Source organism: Microbacterium sp. MTN4-26 (genome assembly GCF_042846595.1).
GTDB classification, from domain to species: Bacteria; Actinomycetota; Actinomycetes; order Actinomycetales; family Microbacteriaceae; genus Microbacterium; species Microbacterium luteum.
Genome location: NZ_BTGO01000014.1, coordinates 21,905 through 37,961, shown reverse-complemented (window position 1 = coordinate 37,961; position 16,057 = coordinate 21,905). Strand labels below are relative to the sequence as shown.

Here is a 16,057-nt window from a genome sequence, read left to right as displayed (position 1 = left end):
TGGGAACAGTCAACCGCGAGATTGTCTCGACCGTGTTACGACGCGGTCACCGTGCCGCTAAGGAGTGTCGGCGTCCTCGCGCAGGGCGCGGAGGAGGCGGGTGAGGGTGTGGATGTCATCGACGTCCCAGGTCGACATGCGGCGCATGAGCGAATTGCGCTGCGGGTCGCGAGCGGTCTCGAGCCGGCGTAACCCCTCCTCGGTCGGGGCGAGCAGGCTCACCCTGCCGTCCTCCGGATCGGGCGAGCGGTGGATGAGGCCCCGTCGTTCGAGGTCGCGCACCGTCCTGCTGACCTGGGCCTTGTCGGCTAAGAGCGCCTCGCCCAGCGCGGAGCTGGAGACCGGGGCCATGCGGGTGATCGTCGTGAAGGTCTTGTAGGCGCCCGGGAGCATGCCGGGGCTCACACGCGCGGCCTGTTCGGCGAGCAGAACGCGGAATTGCGCGATCAGCTGCCCGAACTCCGCCTCGAGAGCGCGCGTGGCGGCGACGTGGGCGTCGCTGGTCGCGACGTCGTGCGCCGCCGCCCCGGGTCCCGGTTCCGATCCGCTCATCGCTGTCGACCCTAGCGGCGCTCGCGGCCGGCGTCGGTGTCGCGCGGCTCCGCCGGCGCGGACGGCGTGGTGATCGTGCCGGTGGCGGCCAGCGCATCCATCCCCTCGCTCACCGAGACGGTGGCGAGGTCGGCCTCGGTCGCCTCGATCCGCTCGCTCGTGGTCATGCGCGTGAGCGGCACGTTCGGCAGGAAGGCGATCGCGATGAGGCTCACCACCGCGACGGGCACGGCGATGAGGAACGCGTGCGCGATCGAGGTCGCGTACACGTCTTCGAAGATCACCCGCAGGCTCTCCGGCAGCGTCGCGACCTGCGGGATCGTTCCCGACTGCAGCTGGGCGGCGATCTGCGCACCGTCGGCCCCGAGTGCCGCGAGGGCCGCACCGATGTCGTTCTGGCGCTCGGCGACGAGGTTCGATGCCGAACTCGCGAGCGTGGCTCCCATCACCGAGACGCCCACCGTGCCGCCGAGCGACCGGAAGAACGTCACGCCGGAACTGGCCACGCCCATCTCCGTGGGGCGTGCGGTGTTCTGCACGATGAGGACCAGGTTCTGCATCGTCGTGCCGACGCCCGCGCCCAGCAGGAACATGTACAGCGACACGAGGGCGAAGTTCGTGTCGTAGTGGATGGTCGACAGGGTGTACGAACCGGCGATCAGGAGCACGGCCCCGGCGATGAGGTACGGCTTCCAGTGCCCGTGCCGCGTGATGAGCGCTCCGACGACGACGGATGCGAGCAGCAGGCCCGCGATCATCGGGATCGTCATGACACCGGCCTCGGTGGGCGTGGCGCCTCGAGCCATCTGCATGTACTGGCTGAGGAACACCGACGTGCCGAACATCGCGATTCCCGTCGCGATCGAGGCGACCACGGCGAGGGTGAAGGTGCGGTTGCGGAACAGCGTCAGGGGCACGAGGGGTTCGGTCGAGCGGAGTTCGACGACGACGAAGAGCACGCCCGCGACGACGGCTCCGCCGACCATGAGGATCGTCTCCGTGCTCCACCAGTCATAGGACGTGCCGGCGTTGGTGACCCAGATGAGCAGCAGCGAGACGGCGGTGCTCAGGAGCACGATGCCGACGTAGTCGATGCGCACCCGCTTCTTGGGGCGGGTGGGAAGGTGCAGCGTGCGCTGCTGGATGATGAGTGCGGCCACGGCGAAGGGGAGGGCGATGAAGAAGTTCCAGCGCCAGTTCAGCGTGTCGGTGACGACGCCGCCGAGGAGCGGCCCGCCGACGGTGGCGACGGCCATCACGGCGCCGAACAGGCCCATGTAGCGGCCGCGCTCGCGCGGGCTGATGATGTCGGCCATGATCACCTGGCTGAGCGCGGCGAGCCCACCGGCGCCGATGCCCTGCACCGCGCGGCACGCGATGAGCATGGTGGTGTCCTGCGAGAACCCGGCGGCCGCGGTGGAGAGCACGAAGATCGCGATGGCGATCTGGATGAGCATCTTGCGGTCGAACAGATCGGCGAGCTTGCCCCAGATGGGGGTCGAGATCGCGGTCGTGAGCAGGGTGGCCGTCACCACCCAGGTGTAGGCGGCCTGATCCCCGCCGAGGTCGTGGATGATGACCGGCAGCGAGGTGGAGACGACCGTCGAGGCGAGCATCGACACGAACATCCCGAGCAGCAGGCCGATGAGGGCCTGGAGTACTCGGCGACGGTCGCGCGGCGTGGTGGCGGATTCGGAGAGGGGTTGCGACATGAGGACCTCGTGACGAAGAGCGGAACGCGGCGGCGACGGTGACGCGCAAAGGTTGATCTGCGTCAACTATACGCAGATGGTTGATCTGCGTCAACCAAAACGGTGGGGCCTGCTCGGCGTTGCGGTGACGGCGCGAGATGATGGCGGGATGAGGAGCGTGGAGCTCGTCTTCGACGAGGAGAGCGACGCCGGGGTGCGGCGCGCATGGGACGCGCTGATCGAGCGAGGGCTGCCGAGCGCCGGTCGCCATGCCGGAGCGACGAACGCGCCGCACGTCACGCTCGCCGTCCTGGAGGGGACCGACCGCGCCGGCGCCGAGGATGCGCGGCTGCTGTCGGGTCTCGCGGGTCGGCTTCCGCTCGAGCTCGCGCTGTCCGGCATCATCCTGTTCGGAGACGGGCCGCGCAGGGTGCTTGCCTGCCCCGTGATCGTCGCGGCCGACCTGTTCGCGCTGCAGCGGGAGGTCGTCGCGCGGCTCGGCGGCGCCGAGCGCGTCATCCCGCACACGGTCCCCGACGCCTGGACCCCTCATGTGACGCTCGCTCGACGAATGCCGGTGGACCGTCTCGCCGAAGCGCTCGACCTCGTCGGCGACGCGCCATCCCGTGTGCGTGCGGTGCGGATGCGGGTGTGGGATGCCGAGGCGAAGCGCGTGTTCGCCGTCGGCGCGGCCTAGTCGGCCAGCGCGAGCGCGCGGTAGGGCTGTCGATCGCGCCGGGGCGGCGCCGTGCGCGCATGCAGCGACCTGCCGAGCTGCGTGCGGTGGTAGAGCTCGTCGATCAGCGCGGTCGCGAGGCTGACGAGCTTGCCGATCTCGACCTCGTCGCGATCCACCCACTGGCACCGGGGCTCGTCGTGGATCGGGACGAAGTCGTCGTGCTGCTCCCACGCGACGAGGGTGCGCTCGGCGCCGAGCACGTGCTGCTGCCACCACACCTGCCGGAGGTAGGAGCGGGGGATCGAGCGCCAGGCCTTGTTCGTCGTCTTGATCTCCGCGAGCACGACGTGTCCGCTCGTGTCCACCCCGATGCCGTCGGGCGTGGCGAGGTGTCGCTTCTCGACGACGGCGTGGAACAGCGCGCTCGAGGGCTGGATGCCATGGGTCGCCGCCACCCATGCCGCGATCTCCGGCTCGCGCGCGCGGCCGTGTGCTGTGAAGGCGTTTCCCGAGAAGCCGGATCCGAGCAGCTTCGCGTCGGCTGCCCGTGCGATGGCGCGCTCGGAGGTGAGGGTCGCGACGTCGGTGGCGGTGATGCCGCGCGAGCGGGCGCGCACCCAGGAAACGCGATCCCGGGAGTCCGCCACGATGCGTGCGGCGAGCTCCGGAGTCATCCCCCCAGGCTACCCACCGCATCCCCCACCCCTCCCGCGACACCCCCGCATCCCCCGCCCCGCTTCCCCACCCGTCCCCCTCGTCCCTCGACTCGAACCACCCCTTTGTTGCCGAACCACCCCCTTTCCGTTGCGGAGAAGGGGCCCGTTCGGCGCGAAAGGGATGGCTCGATGCGTGTGCAGTGCTCCTCCCCACCTCGGCGTGACTCGGCTTCGTCCACAAGATGGATTCGGCAGCGGCTCCGGCGAGCGACCTGCGGGACCGTGCGAGTATGCGTCACGCGAGTCTCGACGAACTCCTCGGTCTGCTGCGATCACGGCCGGCGCTTATCGACGAAGGGATGAGCGACCGCTCGATCGCCGACGCCGTCGACGCCGGGGTCCTCCACCGCATCCGCCGGGGCACGTACATCGACGGCGCGGTCTGGGCCTCATTGTGGCCGGAGTCCCGGCATCGTGCGCTCGTCCTCGCCGTCGAGCGTGCGTCGCGGGGTGCGACGGTGGTTTTCTGTGGCGTCTCTGCCGCGGTTCTCCACGGGTTGCCGCTCTATCGGCTTGCTCCTCGTCGCGCGCACGTCCTCGCGGCGGCGTCCGCCCGTCACAGCGCGGATGACGTGATGCGCCACGAGGGCAGCCTCGCGGAGACGGAGGTCGACATCGTCGGTGGCCTCTTCTGCACGAATCTCGAGCGGACGACCTACGACGTGATTCGTGCGGTGTCGGCCGAGGCGTCGATCTCGGTCGCCGACGCTGCTCTTGGGCGAATCGGCGGCGATCCGCGACGGTTTGACGATCGCGCCGCTGCCGACTTCACATCGCGGCTGCTCCACCGTACGGAGAGATCGGGCCCGCGAGGTATCCGCCAGGCGCGGCGCATCGTCGAGCTGGCAGATGGTCGGGCCCAGCTGCCGCTGGAGAGCGTGAGTCGGCTCCAGCTGCATCGACTGGGGTTCGAACGGGCGGAGCTGCAGGTGCCCGTACCGGCTCCGGGCGGAGGTTCGTACTTCGTCGACATCGGGCTGAGAGGCCTGAGGACGTTCGGAGAGTGCGACGGAAAGGACAAGTACGTGGATGAGGCGCGGCGCTCGGGGCGCAGCGTCGAACAGGTGCTGCTCGACGAGAAGGCGCGCGAAGACTGGATCCGAGGAACGACCCAGTGGAGACTTGCCCGCTGGGGCGACGAGCATGCGGCCACCCCGGCGGCGCTCGGTGCACGTCTCGCCCGTTTCGGCATCCGTCCTTCGTGACCGTCGCCTCGGTCGAGCCACCCCTTTCGTGCCGAACCAGCCCATTGCCTGCGCCACGAAAGGGGTGGCTGGGCATCAAAGGGGTGGCTCGGCGATGGTGCGGAGGAGGGGCGGGGCGGGGATTTGGGGGAGAAGGGCGGGTGGGGTAGAGTAACCGGAGCCGAAGACCGCCGGTCATCGTGTCGTGCGAACGAGACGATCGAAGCTCTGTGAAGAACAGGGGCCTGCGCAGGTGTACGACAGAGATCCCGGACTGACGGGAAATCGAGCTCCGTGCGCTTGCGCCGGGGCTTTTTTCTTTGCCCGAGCGACCGGATGTCCCAGGCCGACGCCCCACCACCGTCGGGCGTCTCGTACACACAAGGAGTGGCCATGGCGCAGAAGGAAGCATCGGTCGCCGAGCTCACGAAGAACTTCGAGGACTCGACCGCCGTACTGCTCACCGAGTACCGCGGTCTGACGGTTGCCGAGCTCAAGGAGCTCCGCAACAGCATCCGTCAGGACGCGGAATACGCCGTGGTGAAGAACACGCTGACCAAGATCGCCGCGAACAACGCGGGGATCTCGTCGCTGGACGACGACCTCAAGGGTCCGTCGGCCGTGGCGTTCGTGCACGGTGACCCGGTCACCGTCGCGAAGGGCCTGCGCGCCTTCGCCAAGGCACACCCTCATCTCGTGGTCAAGGGCGGTTACTTCGACGGTAACCCTCTCACCGCGGACGAGGTCAACAAGCTCGCCGACCTCGAGAGCCGTGAAGTCCTGCTGGCGAAGCTCGCCGGTGCGATGAAGGCCTCGATGACCAAGGCGGCATTCGTCTTCAACGCGCTCCCGTCGAAGGCCGTGCGCACGGTCGACGCGCTGCGCGAGAAGCAGGAGTCCGCGGCCTGATCCGGCCTGCGGCGACAGATACCCAAGCAAGGAGAATCATCATGGCAAAGCTCAGCACTGAAGAGCTGCTCGACCAGTTCAAGGAGCTCACGCTCATCGAGCTCAGCGAGTTCGTCAAGGCGTTCGAGGAGACCTTCGACGTCACCGCCGCGGCGCCCGTCGCCGTCGCCGGTGCCGCCCCCGCCGCCGGTGGTGCCGGTGGCGAAGCCGCCGCCGAGGAGGAGAAGACCGAGTTCGACGTCATCCTCGAGGCTGCCGGCGACAAGAAGATCCAGGTCATCAAGGTCGTGCGCGAGCTCACCTCGCTCGGCCTCGGCGACGCCAAGGGTCTCGTCGACGGTGCTCCCAAGCCCGTGCTCGAGGGCGCGAACAAGGAAGCCGCCGAGAAGGCCAAGGAGGCCCTCGAGGGCGCCGGCGCCACCGTCACCCTGAAGTAATCACGCTTCAGCGCCTGACAGAACAGAACCCCGGATGCTTCGGCATCCGGGGTTCTGTCGTCTCCGGCGGTACTCCGGTGCGTCTCCGGTGCGTCTCCGGTGCGCTCCGGTGGCGCGGGTCAGGGGATGACGCCGACCGCCACCGACGGAGTGCCCGGCGGCGGTGACGTCGAGCCGCGCACGATGAGGCGCGCGTGCAGGCGCATCTGGGTGCGATCCGTCCCGGGGGACCTGAGATGGTCGAGGAGCAGTCGGGCGGCGGCCGCTCCCTGGCTGCGGGGGGACTGCTCGAGCGTGGTGAGGCCGAACATCTCCGAGTATTCGTGGTTGTCGATGCCGACGACGCTCAGTGCGGACGGAACGGCGATGCCGAGTCGTCGCGCGGCGATGATCGCCCCGATGGCGACCTCGTCGCACGCGGCGACGATGGCCGTGGGACGTCGATCGGGATCGCTCAGCAGGTCGACGGCCACGTCGTAGCCGCCCGGGAGCGACACCTCGGATGGGGCGTGGTCCGGACGCAGTCCCGCGTCGCGCATGCGCGACGTGTATCCGCTCAGACGCTCGCGGTCGACGTGAGGGCCCTCGTGGTCGGAGATCCCGCCCAGGAACGTGATGCGCTCGTGGCCGAGGTCGACCAGGTGCGCGGTGGCGCGACGGGCCGCGTGAACGTCATCCAGCCCGACGACGCTCGTCTGGTCGCTGTCGCCGACCACGCTGACGACCGGCCGCCCGATTCCCACGAGGCGTTCGAGCTCATGGTCGTCGGGTTCCAGGGCGACCGCGATGAGGCCGTCGAACCGCTTTCGGGCGAGGAAGTCGTCGAAGACGCGACGCCTGCCCTCGGTGCCGGGCTTCGCGTCGTACAGCGTGAGATCGAACCCCTCCGCCAGCAGCACCTCCTGAACGCCCTCGAGCACCTCGGCGAAGAACCACCGGTTCAGGTAGGGCATCACGACGCCGATGTTCCGGGTGCGTCCGGTGGCGAGACTCGACGCGGATGAGGATGCGACGTACCCGAGGTCTTCGGCCACCCGCGCCACCCGCTCGCGCGTGGCGGGGGAGACGTAGCCGTTCCCCGTGAGAGCTCGGCTCGCGGTCGACTTCGACACGCCGGCCACGCGCGCCACCTCGGCGATGCCACCCATTGTGCTCCTCGGATGCCGGTCGTCTTCGTCCGGAAAGTGGAACCGGTTGCGAGACATCGTGGCACGCGCTCCCACGCCGATTCCAGCCCGTGCGTCCATGGTTATTCAGTTGTGACCCGAACCGGATTGTGCGCGCGGGAGCGATCCCTTAGCGTGAGCGTGGGAACGGTTCCCGAGCACCTTGGGTCGGCGATGTCATGCCGACCTGCTACTCAATGAGGAGGCACCATGAGGACTCAGTCGCGTTCGCGCGTCTTCGCCGCGGCAGCCGGACTGGGAGTCGCCGCGCTGGCCCTGTCGGCGTGTACCGGCGACATGCAGCCCGACGCATCCGATGTCGATTGCACCGACTACGAGGAGTACGGCACGTTCGACGGCGCGGAGGTGACCATCGGCGGCACCATCCTCGATCTCGAAGCCGATCGCCTCGTGGAGTCGTGGAGCGACTTCTCGGCCTGCACCGGCATCCAGATCGACTATCAGGGCTCGAGCGAGTTCGAGGCGCAGATCGCCGTGCTCGCCGAGGGCGGCAATGCACCCGACATCGGCATCGTGCCGCAGCCCGGACTGCTCGCCCGTCTCGCCGAGGGCGGATGGCTCATCCCCGCTTCGGAGGCGGTCGAAGCCCACGTCGACGAATTCTGGTCGGAGGACTGGAAGACCTACGGAACCTACGACGACACCTTCTACGCAGCGCCGCTCATGGCGAGCATCAAGGGGTACATCTGGTACTCGCCCAGCGAGTTCGAGGAGAACGGCTGGGAGATCCCCGCGACGCTCGACGAGCTCGAGGCGCTGTCGGAGCAGATCGCGGCCGACGGCGACCGCAAGCCGTGGTGCGTGGGCCTGGAGTCCGGCGACGCCACCGGGTGGCCGGGCACCGACTGGATCGAGGACTGGATGCTGCGTCTGCACGGCGCCGACGTCTACGACCAGTGGGTGACCCACGAGATCCCCTTCAACGACCCGCAGGTCGTGGAGGCCTTCGACGCCGTCGGCGGATACCTGAAGAACGAGGACATGGTCAACGGCGGCATCGGCGACGTGTCGACGCTCGTGACCGAGGCGTTCCAGACGGCGGGACTGCCGATTCTCGACGGCGAGTGCTCGCTGCACCACCAGGCCTCGTTCTACGAGACCTTCTGGAACCCCGAGGGCGGCGATGAGGTGACGGTCGCGTCCAACGGCGACATCTTCGGATTCCTCACCCCGCCCGCGAACGCCGGCGACCCGCTGTCGGTCACCGGCGGCGGCGAGTTCCCGGTCGCCTTCACCGACGCCGAAGAGGTCGAGGCGGTCCGCGCCTACCTCTCCAGCGACACGTGGGCGAACAACCGGGTCAGCCTCGGCGGCGTGATCAGCGCCAACACGGGCGTTGACCCGGAGAACGCGTCGAGCGAGCTGCTCGTGCAGTCGATCGAGATCCTCCAGGACCCGGAGACGACGTTCCGCTTCGACGGTTCGGACCTCATGCCCGGCGCGGTCGGGGCCGACTCCTTCTGGAAGGGCATCGTCGCCTGGGTCTCCGGCGATGACACCGAGACGGTCGTCGACGAGATCGAGGCAAGCTGGCCCGCCAGCTGATCGGTTCGCTCCTGGGCCGAGGCGGTAACGGCGCCGCCTCGGTCCTGGAGCCTCCGTCGCCGCACCATGCTTCAACGACGAAGGGAAGACCTCGATGACAACCGCTGACCTCACGGGGAAGATCCTGCAGGTGGTGATGGGGCTGGTGATCTTCGCCGCCATCATCGGCATCCTCGTGCTCCTCATGGGCCGCGGGCCGAAGAAGGGCAGGGACTACTGGCAGCTGACGTGGTTCCTGCTGCCGGCGATCCTCCTCCTGGCGATCGGCCTCATCTGGCCGGCGGTGCGGACGACCGGGCTGGCGTTCCTGGACAACTCCGGGAACTTCAGCTTCGACAACTTCGTGTGGATGTTCACGCAGCCCTCGGCCATCCGCACCCTCATCAACACGGTCATCTGGGTGCTCTTCGTCCCCACGATCTCGACGGCGCTCGGACTGGCGTACGCCGTGTGGATCGACAAGTCGCGCGGTGAGCGCTTCTACAAGGCGCTGGTGTTCATGCCCATGGCGATCTCCTTCGTCGGCGCGGGCATCATCTGGCGCTTCGTCTACGAGTACCGCTCGGCCGGCCGCGATCAGATCGGTCTGCTGAACGCCATGGTCGTGGGACTCGGCGGCGACCCCGTGCAGTGGCTGCAGACCGATCCGCTCAACACCTTCCTGCTGATCGTCGTCATGATCTGGATCCAGACCGGATTCGCGATGGTCGTGCTGAGCGCGGCGATCAAGGGCATTCCGACGGAGCAGATCGAGGCGGCGCAGCTCGACGGCACGAACGCGTGGCAGCGCTTCTCGAACGTCACCGTCCCCGGGATCCGCTCCTCGCTGGTTGTCGTGCTGACGACCATCTCGATCGCGACCCTCAAGGTCTTCGACATCGTGCGGACGATGACCGCCGGAAACTTCAACACGAGCGTCGTGGCCAACGAGATGTACACGCAGGCGTTCCGCGCCAGTGAGGTCGGGCGCGGTTCGGCGCTCGCTCTGATCCTGTTCGTGATGGTCCTTCCCATCGTCATCTACAACGTCAACGTCCTCCGCAAGCAGAGGGAGATCCGATGAGCAGCGTGGCCCCGGTCGATCTTCCGATCGACGACGAGCGAAAAGAAGACGCCTTCGAGGAAGCGGCAGAAGGCACGCGCACGGCTCGCGCGAAGCGCCGTCTCACGTCGCGCTGGGCGACGCTGGCCGCGCTCATCATCGCGGTGCTGTGGACGATCCCGACGTTCGGCCTGTTCGTCTCGTCGTTCCGTCCGGCGGAGCTCATCCAGACCACCGGCTGGTGGACGATCTTCCAGAATCCCGGATTCACGCTCGACAACTACCAGGACGTGCTGTTCTCGCCGTCGATGTCGTCACCGCAGCTGGGGGCGTACTTCGTCAACTCGCTCGCGATCGCGATCCCGGCGACGATCTTCCCGCTCGTGCTGGCCTCGATGGCGGCCTACGCGTTCGCGTGGATCAAGTTCCCCGGCGCCAACACGCTGTTCATCTTCGTGTTCGCGCTGCAGATCGTGCCGCTGCAGATGGCCCTCGTGCCGCTGCTGCAGACGTTCTCGTTCTGGCTGCGCCCCGGGCAGGCCTGGCTCCACGACGTCATCCCGATCATCCCCGAGCAGAACTACCTGCCGGTGTGGATCGCGCACACGATCTTCGCGCTGCCGCTGGCGATCTTCCTGCTCCACAACTTCATCTCCGAGATCCCGCGCGATGTCATCGAGGCCTCCCGCGTCGACGGCGCCTCCCATGCGCAGATCTTCTTCCGCATCATCCTGCCGCTGGCCACCCCGGCGATCGCCTCGTTCGCGATCTTCCAGTTCCTGTGGGTGTGGAACGACCTGCTGGTCGCGCTGATCTTCTCCGGTGGCACGCAGGATGTCGCTCCGCTGACCCAGCGGCTGGCGGAGATGGTGGGCTCGCGAGGTCAGGATTGGCAGCGGCTGACGGCGGGGGCGTTCGTCTCGCTCGTGGTTCCCCTGGTGGTCTTCTTCTCGCTGCAGAGATTCTTCGTGCGAGGTCTGCTGGCGGGATCGACGAAGGGCTGAGGCGAGGCGTCCGATACACTGAGGAGTCGAATCGATTCGGACGCTCCTGTCCGCGATCGGCATCACGGCGCATCCGCCGTCTCCTCTGCGCCAGACCGGTCATCCCCGGCCGACGCCCCGTCACGCCGCTGAAACGAAGTCCTCTTGCTCGATACCGCCTCTCTCCCTGTACAGAACCCCGCTGATCCTCGTCCGACCGACGGTGCGCGAGCACCGGAGACCGCGACCACCCGTCTCCCGCGCACGGCGGGGTCTCCCACGGGCGCCATCCGCACCCTCGGCACGAATCCGGCGACCGCGCCGATCGTCCTGCACCCGGGGGATGCGATCTCGACGCCGCGGCGGGTGCTCTACGTCATCCTCCTCGGCGCACTCACGGCGCTCGGTCCCTTCACCATCGACCTGTATCTGCCGGCCTTCCCGGTGCTCGAGGCCGACTTCCAGACGACGGCCGCGGCGATCCAGCTGACGCTCACCGGCACGATGGTCGGCTTCGCTCTCGGTCAGCTGATCGTGGGCCCGCTGAGCGACAAGGTCGGCCGCCGCATCCCGCTTCTCGCGGTCACCGCCCTCCATGTCGTGGCGAGTGTGGCCGCGGCGATGGCACCCACCCTGGGGACACTCGGCATCGCCCGCGTGTTCATGGGGATCGGGGCTGCCGCCGGCGGCGTCGTGGCGATGGCGATGGTGCGCGATCTGTTCGGCGGCCGGCGCCTGGTGGTCATGCTCAGCCGGCTCGCGCTCGTGACCGGGGTAGCCCCCGTCGTCGCGCCGCTCATCGGCTCGGCCCTCATGGAGGTCATGCCCTGGCGAGGGCTGTTCGTGGTCCTCGCGTGCTACGGCGCGCTGATGTTCCTGTGCGCCATCCTGCTCCTCCCGGAGACCCTGCCTCCGGCACGCCGTCTGGACCGCGGCAACACGACGATGGTTCAGCGATACAAGAGCGTGTTCAGCGACCGCGTGTTCCTCGGCGTGCTCGTCATCGGCGGAATGGCCTTCAGCGGGCTGTTCTCCTACCTTTCCGCGTCTCCGTTCCTCTTCCAAGAGGCCTATGGCCTGACGGCTCAGGAGTACGGCCTGCTGTTCGCCGTCAACTCGCTCGGAGTGGTCGTCGGTGTGCAGGTCGCCTCTCGCCTCGCGGCGCGATTCGGGCCGCAGTGGGTGCTCGCGTTCTCGACGGCGACGCTCGTGATCGCGGGGACGACGATCATCGCGACCGATCGGCTCGGACTCGGTCTGTGGGGCACCGTCGTGCCGCTGCTCGTCTTCATGACCGGAGTCGGGTTCACCATGCCGTGCGTGCAGGTTCTCGCGCTGGACCGGCACGGGAAGGCGGCGGGGACGGCCGCGTCGATCCTCGGCGCCGTCAATTTCGGCGTCGCGGGGCTGGTCTCTCCGATCGTCGGCGGCGTGTCGCACGGCGCGGCGATCACCGCGACGACGATGGCGGCCGTCATGGTCGGCTGCGGTCTCCTCGCGGTGGCGGCGCTGTGGTTCATTGTCCGTCCGCGTTCCGTGGAGCGGCTCACTCCCTGAGCCGGCCCTTCCGGATCGGGGTCGGGGCACAATGGTCGGATGCCTCTTCCCTTCCGTACGCGGACGATGACGTTCTCGCTGGTCGCCCTCGGTCTCCTCCTGATCGCGCTGGCGACGGGACTCGGCGCGTGGGCGTTCGCCCGGGGCAACACCCCGTTCGCGATCGACGCCTGGTGGAACAACCTGCTCGTCGACGCGGCGGTGCCGCTGGCGGGGCCCGTGTCGCACGCCATGAACGTGATCGGAGGCGGGTGGGTCGGTGTGCTCGTCGTGCCGCTCGGCGGCGCGGGGGCTCTCATCGCGGTGCGTCGACCATGGGCGGCGGCCTTCTTCCTCACTGCCGAGGCGGTGTCGGCGGCACTCGTTCAGCTGCTCAAGCACCTGTTCGGCCGCGCGCGACCCACCGAGATCCTCATCATGTCGGATTACGGGTCCTACCCGTCGGGTCACGTCGCGAACGCAGCGACCATCGCGGTGTGCGCGGTCGTGCTGTTTCCACGGCTCGTCGTGGCGATCATCGGGGCGGCGTGGATCCTGCTCATGGCCTTCAGCCGCACGTACCTGCACGCTCACTGGCTGAGCGACACCGTGGGCGGTGCGCTCGTCGGTGTCGGTGCGGCGCTCGTGGTCGCGGCGGTGTTCAGCGTGCCCCTCGCGCGGGAACCACGCCTCGTCGCATCCCGCGGCACTGCGCGTCAGCCCGAGGACGGGTCAGATTCCGGCGACGCGTTCGGGGTGCGCGTGGATCGCGAATGAGCCGTTGCGGCTGAACCCGACGAGGGTCAGCCCCGTGTCGTGCGCCAGTTGCGCCGCGAGCGTCGACGGCGCCCCGACCGCCGCCAGCATCGGGATGCCCGCAAGCCGCGCCTTCTGCACGAGCTCGAACGACGCCCGCCCCGACACCTGCAGCACGTGCTGTGCCAGGGGGAGTCTGCCCTCGCGGAGCGCCCACCCGATCACCTTGTCGACGGCGTTGTGCCTGCCGACGTCTTCGCGCACGCACACCGCGGTGCCGTCCGGTGCGAACAGGCCGGCGGCGTGCACGCCCCCGGTGGCGTCGAAGACCTGCTGCGCCTCGCGCAGCGTATCGGGCAGCTGGGCGACGACCGCCGCATCGACGAGCGGTTCCGCCGCCTCGAGGGGGAGCCGCGCGGTCTTGGCCACCGCCTCGATCGACTCGGTGCCGCAGATGCCGCACGCACTGGTGGTGGTGCTGTGTCGTGCGGCGGCGTCGGAGGGCGGCACCGCGCCGGCGCCGAGGTGGGCGTCGATAACGTTGTAGGTCTGTGCGCCCTCGGCGTCGCGCCCCGCGCAGTACCGCAGCGATCTCAGCTGCTCGGGCGCCGTGAGCACGCCCTCGCCGACGAGGAACCCGGCGACGAGGTCGAAGTCGTCGCCCGGCGTGCGCATGGTCACGGCCCAGGATGATCCGTCGATGCGGATCTCCAGCGGCTCCTCGGCGGCCAGAACGTCTTCGCGGCGCGAGACGGCGTGGACGCCCTCGCCGTCGGCATCGATTCGCACGCGGACGACGCGGCGACGGGCGGTGGAACGAGCCATTCCCACACGATATCCCGGCTCGCGAAAGACGGATCGGCGGCCTCGAAACGATCCGCCGTAACGGCGCCGCGAACCGATCTCGGCACCTATCGTGGAGGGATGACATCTCTTCGCGCCGCCGTCGTGACCGTCTCGGACCGGTCGCACCGCGGCGTGCGCGAGGACTCCGCCGGCCCGGTCGCGGTGGCGGCGCTGCGCGAGGCGGGTTTCGCGTGCGACGACGCGTCGATCATCCCCGATGGCGTCGACGCGGTCGAGAAGGAGCTTCGCGCGCTCATCGGGGACGGAGCGCGGGTGATCGTCACGTGCGGGGGCACGGGCGTCTCGCCGCGCGACCTCACGCCGGAGGGCACCGCGCGCGTTCTCGATCGTGAGGTTCCCGGCGTGGCGGAGCGCCTGCGGGCCGACGGCGCCGCGGACACCCCGCTGTCGGCGCTCTCCCGCGGGCGGGCCGGCGTCGCCGCGACGACGTTCATCGTGAACCTCCCCGGCTCGCCGAAGGCGGTCGCTTCCGGAATGCCCTTCCTCGTGCGGATCGCCTCGCACGTCGTGTCACAGCTCGAGGGGGGAGACCACTGATGGATGCCGGAGTCGTCATCGCCGAGATCAGCGACACGCCCATCGACGTCGCCGCCCACATCCACGCCGCGACCGATCCGGCGGTCGGCGCGCTCACCACGTTCATCGGCACCGTGCGCGACCACGACCCGGAGGCGGCCGGCAGCGTCGAGGCGCTCGAGTACTCCGCGCATCCCGACGCTCCGCGCATCCTGCGGGAGCTGGCGCAGAAGGCGGCCGGCGAGCACGCGCTGATCGCCGTGACCCACCGGGTCGGGCGCCTCGCGGTCGGGGATGTCGCCGTCGTGGTGGTGGCCGCATCCGCCCATCGCGCCGAAGCGTTCGCCGCCAGCCGCGAGCTCATCGAGGCCATCAAGTCCGACCTGCCGGTGTGGAAGAAGCAGCAGCAGAGCGACGGGGCATCCGCCTGGGTGGGGATCGGATCGTGACGGGCTCGCGTGGAACCCTCGTCGATCGCTTCGGCCGCGTGCACCGCGATCTGCGCATCTCGCTCACCGACCGCTGTTCGCTGCGCTGCACCTACTGCATGCCCGCAGACGGCGTGGAGTGGCTCGCGAAGGACAACATCCTCACCACCGACGAGCTCGCCCGGGTCGCCGCCGTGGCGGCCAGTCTCGGCATCACCGAGGTGCGCCTCACCGGCGGGGAGCCGCTCCTGCGCAGGGACGTCGTCGACGTCGTCGCCCGGATGGCGGCCATCGAGGGGCCGGAGGGTCCTCTCGAGGTGTCCATGACGACGAACGCGCTCGCCCTGCCGAAGCTCGCCGGGCCGCTCCGCGACGCCGGACTCGCTCGCGTGAACATCTCGATCGACACGCTGCGCCGCGATCGCTTCGCCGAGCTCACGCGGCGCGATCGGCTCGACGACACCCTCGCCGGCATCGACGCGGCACGCGCCGTGGGGTTCGCGCCGCTGAAGTTCAACGCCGTTGCCATGCGAGGCGTCAACGAAGACGAGCTCGTCGACCTCGTGCGCTTCGCGGTCGACCACGAGGCGGAGATGCGCTTCATCGAGCAGATGCCGCTGGATGCCGGCCACATCTGGTCCCGCGTGGAGATGGTGCGGGGCGAGGAGATCCTCGAGACGCTGCGCCAGGCGTTCACCCTCGAGCCGGTCGGCGAGCGCGGGGCGTCGCCGGCGGAGGTGTTCCACGTCGACGGCGGGCCGGCGACGGTGGGCGTCATCGCGTCGGTGACGGCACCGTTCTGCGGTGCGTGCGATCGCGTGCGGCTGACCGCCGACGGCCAGATCCGCAACTGCCTGTTCGCGCGCGAGGAGTCGGACCTGCTCCCGCTGCTGCGGGGGGATGCCGACGACGACGACATCGCCGACGTCCTGCGGCGCTCGATCGCGGGGAAGCTTCCGGGTCACGGCATCGACGAGCCCGGCTTCCTGCAGCCGCAGCGGCCGATGAGCGCCATCGGCGGCTGATCCG

Annotated in this window: 17 protein-coding genes; 12 read left to right on the top strand and 5 right to left on the bottom strand. The window is 69.1% G+C overall.

Annotated elements, in window-relative coordinates; translation table 11 throughout:
* Window positions 1-57: 57 nt before the first annotated feature.
* Together ACGG9C_RS12570 and ACGG9C_RS12565 are read right to left on the bottom strand one after the other, a co-directional pair.
* Entirely contained in the window at window positions 58-552 is a 495-nt protein-coding gene (locus ACGG9C_RS12570) for a MarR family winged helix-turn-helix transcriptional regulator (RefSeq protein ID WP_194384737.1), read from the bottom strand.
* Between the two features lie 11 nt (window positions 553-563).
* Complete coding sequence (locus ACGG9C_RS12565; RefSeq protein ID WP_194384738.1) at window positions 564-2,264, bottom strand: MDR family MFS transporter; 1,701 nt, start codon at window positions 2,262-2,264, stop codon at window positions 564-566.
* Window positions 2,265-2,412: 148 nt separating this feature from the next.
* On the opposite strand from ACGG9C_RS12565, the gene ACGG9C_RS12560 reads away from it, so the two are divergent.
* Entirely contained in the window at window positions 2,413-2,940 is a 528-nt protein-coding gene (locus ACGG9C_RS12560; protein WP_194384739.1) for a 2'-5' RNA ligase family protein, read from the top strand.
* On the opposite strand, the gene ACGG9C_RS12555 is transcribed toward ACGG9C_RS12560, so the two are convergent.
* Window positions 2,937-3,596 carry a YqaJ viral recombinase family protein gene (locus ACGG9C_RS12555; RefSeq protein ID WP_194384740.1) on the bottom strand — a complete coding sequence of 220 codons (660 nt, stop codon included), beginning with the start codon at window positions 3,594-3,596 and terminating at the stop codon, window positions 2,937-2,939. The genes ACGG9C_RS12560 and ACGG9C_RS12555 overlap by 4 nt on opposite strands.
* A gap of 272 nt (window positions 3,597-3,868) precedes the next feature.
* Between ACGG9C_RS12555 and ACGG9C_RS12550 the strand changes: the two genes are divergently transcribed.
* The 3 genes from ACGG9C_RS12550 to rplL all read left to right on the top strand — a co-directional run bounded on the left by ACGG9C_RS12550 (window position 3,869) and on the right by rplL (window position 6,168).
* A complete protein-coding gene (locus tag ACGG9C_RS12550; RefSeq protein ID WP_194384741.1) occupies window positions 3,869-4,843 on the top strand; it encodes a type IV toxin-antitoxin system AbiEi family antitoxin domain-containing protein in 975 nt (324 codons plus the stop codon).
* 372 nt (window positions 4,844-5,215) lie between these two features.
* Window positions 5,216-5,731, top strand: coding sequence for a 50S ribosomal protein L10 (gene rplJ / locus ACGG9C_RS12545; RefSeq protein ID WP_071044368.1), 516 nt, complete (start codon window positions 5,216-5,218; stop codon window positions 5,729-5,731).
* 41 nt (window positions 5,732-5,772) lie between these two features.
* Complete coding sequence (rplL, locus tag ACGG9C_RS12540; RefSeq protein ID WP_071044369.1) at window positions 5,773-6,168, top strand: 50S ribosomal protein L7/L12; 396 nt, start codon at window positions 5,773-5,775, stop codon at window positions 6,166-6,168.
* Between the two features lie 119 nt (window positions 6,169-6,287).
* Here rplL and ACGG9C_RS12535 read toward each other — a convergent pair whose 3' ends face one another.
* On the bottom strand, window positions 6,288-7,316 hold the full coding sequence (locus ACGG9C_RS12535; protein WP_194384742.1) for a LacI family DNA-binding transcriptional regulator: 1,029 nt from the start codon (window positions 7,314-7,316) through the stop codon (window positions 6,288-6,290).
* A 228-nt stretch (window positions 7,317-7,544) separates the two neighbouring features.
* Between ACGG9C_RS12535 and ACGG9C_RS12530 the strand changes: the two genes are divergently transcribed.
* From ACGG9C_RS12530 to ACGG9C_RS12510, 5 genes are all read left to right on the top strand, one after another.
* Window positions 7,545-8,900: an ABC transporter substrate-binding protein gene (locus ACGG9C_RS12530; RefSeq protein ID WP_194384743.1), complete on the top strand. Its 1,356-nt coding sequence runs from the start codon at window positions 7,545-7,547 to the stop codon at window positions 8,898-8,900.
* 94 nt (window positions 8,901-8,994) lie between these two features.
* Window positions 8,995-9,963 carry a carbohydrate ABC transporter permease gene (locus ACGG9C_RS12525; RefSeq protein ID WP_194384744.1) on the top strand — a complete coding sequence of 323 codons (969 nt, stop codon included), beginning with the start codon at window positions 8,995-8,997 and terminating at the stop codon, window positions 9,961-9,963.
* Window positions 9,960-10,946, top strand: a complete 987-nt coding sequence (locus ACGG9C_RS12520) for a carbohydrate ABC transporter permease (RefSeq protein ID WP_194384745.1) — start codon at window positions 9,960-9,962, stop codon at window positions 10,944-10,946. Before ACGG9C_RS12525 ends, ACGG9C_RS12520 begins: the two co-directional genes overlap by 4 nt.
* A gap of 144 nt (window positions 10,947-11,090) precedes the next feature.
* The gene (locus tag ACGG9C_RS12515; RefSeq protein WP_194384746.1) at window positions 11,091-12,482 is read left to right on the top strand and encodes a multidrug effflux MFS transporter; all 1,392 of its coding nucleotides are present in this window, start codon (window positions 11,091-11,093) and stop codon (window positions 12,480-12,482) included.
* A gap of 39 nt (window positions 12,483-12,521) precedes the next feature.
* Entirely contained in the window at window positions 12,522-13,238 is a 717-nt protein-coding gene (locus ACGG9C_RS12510; protein ID WP_194384747.1) for a phosphatase PAP2 family protein, read from the top strand.
* Here ACGG9C_RS12510 and fdhD read toward each other — a convergent pair.
* A complete protein-coding gene (fdhD, locus tag ACGG9C_RS12505; protein ID WP_194384748.1) occupies window positions 13,194-14,042 on the bottom strand; it encodes a formate dehydrogenase accessory sulfurtransferase FdhD in 849 nt (282 codons plus the stop codon). The two genes, ACGG9C_RS12510 and fdhD, sit on opposite strands and share 45 nt — an antisense overlap.
* A 99-nt stretch (window positions 14,043-14,141) precedes the next feature.
* Here fdhD and ACGG9C_RS12500 point away from each other — a divergent pair, with 99 nt between their 5' ends.
* From ACGG9C_RS12500 to moaA, 3 genes are read left to right on the top strand one after another with little or no spacing between them, the layout of a single operon-like run.
* Window positions 14,142-14,621 (top strand): molybdenum cofactor biosynthesis protein B, encoded by a 480-nt coding sequence (locus ACGG9C_RS12500; RefSeq protein ID WP_194384749.1) that lies wholly within the window; start codon window positions 14,142-14,144, stop codon window positions 14,619-14,621.
* On the top strand, window positions 14,621-15,049 hold the full coding sequence (locus ACGG9C_RS12495; protein ID WP_194384750.1) for a molybdenum cofactor biosynthesis protein MoaE: 429 nt from the start codon (window positions 14,621-14,623) through the stop codon (window positions 15,047-15,049). Before ACGG9C_RS12500 ends, ACGG9C_RS12495 begins: the two co-directional genes overlap by 1 nt.
* Complete coding sequence (moaA, locus tag ACGG9C_RS12490) at window positions 15,043-16,053, top strand: GTP 3',8-cyclase MoaA (RefSeq protein ID WP_390178697.1); 1,011 nt, start codon at window positions 15,043-15,045, stop codon at window positions 16,051-16,053. The genes ACGG9C_RS12495 and moaA overlap by 7 nt, the downstream gene beginning before the upstream one ends.
* Window positions 16,054-16,057 lie beyond the last annotated feature (4 nt).

Bases quoted from the DNA above. Each gene is read 5' to 3' on its own strand.
- ACGG9C_RS12570 (WP_194384737.1), bottom strand. From the start codon at position 552: ATGAGCGGATCGGAACCGGGACCCGGGGCGGCGGCGCACGACGTCGCG.
- ACGG9C_RS12510 (WP_194384747.1), top strand. From the start codon at position 12,522: ATGCCTCTTCCCTTCCGTACGCGGACGATGACGTTCTCGCTGGTCGCC.
- fdhD (WP_194384748.1), bottom strand. From the start codon at position 14,042: ATGGCTCGTTCCACCGCCCGTCGCCGCGTCGTCCGCGTGCGAATCGAT.
- ACGG9C_RS12500 (WP_194384749.1), top strand. From the start codon at position 14,142: ATGACATCTCTTCGCGCCGCCGTCGTGACCGTCTCGGACCGGTCGCAC.
- rplJ (WP_071044368.1), top strand. From the start codon at position 5,216: ATGGCGCAGAAGGAAGCATCGGTCGCCGAGCTCACGAAGAACTTCGAG.
- ACGG9C_RS12565 (WP_194384738.1), bottom strand. From the start codon at position 2,264: ATGTCGCAACCCCTCTCCGAATCCGCCACCACGCCGCGCGACCGTCGC.
- ACGG9C_RS12525 (WP_194384744.1), top strand. From the start codon at position 8,995: ATGACAACCGCTGACCTCACGGGGAAGATCCTGCAGGTGGTGATGGGG.
- ACGG9C_RS12555 (WP_194384740.1), bottom strand. From the start codon at position 3,596: ATGACTCCGGAGCTCGCCGCACGCATCGTGGCGGACTCCCGGGATCGC.
- ACGG9C_RS12560 (WP_194384739.1), top strand. From the start codon at position 2,413: ATGAGGAGCGTGGAGCTCGTCTTCGACGAGGAGAGCGACGCCGGGGTG.
- rplL (WP_071044369.1), top strand. From the start codon at position 5,773: ATGGCAAAGCTCAGCACTGAAGAGCTGCTCGACCAGTTCAAGGAGCTC.
- ACGG9C_RS12530 (WP_194384743.1), top strand. From the start codon at position 7,545: ATGAGGACTCAGTCGCGTTCGCGCGTCTTCGCCGCGGCAGCCGGACTG.
- ACGG9C_RS12495 (WP_194384750.1), top strand. From the start codon at position 14,621: ATGGATGCCGGAGTCGTCATCGCCGAGATCAGCGACACGCCCATCGAC.
- ACGG9C_RS12535 (WP_194384742.1), bottom strand. From the start codon at position 7,316: ATGGGTGGCATCGCCGAGGTGGCGCGCGTGGCCGGCGTGTCGAAGTCG.
- ACGG9C_RS12550 (WP_194384741.1), top strand. From the start codon at position 3,869: ATGCGTCACGCGAGTCTCGACGAACTCCTCGGTCTGCTGCGATCACGG.
- ACGG9C_RS12520 (WP_194384745.1), top strand. From the start codon at position 9,960: ATGAGCAGCGTGGCCCCGGTCGATCTTCCGATCGACGACGAGCGAAAA.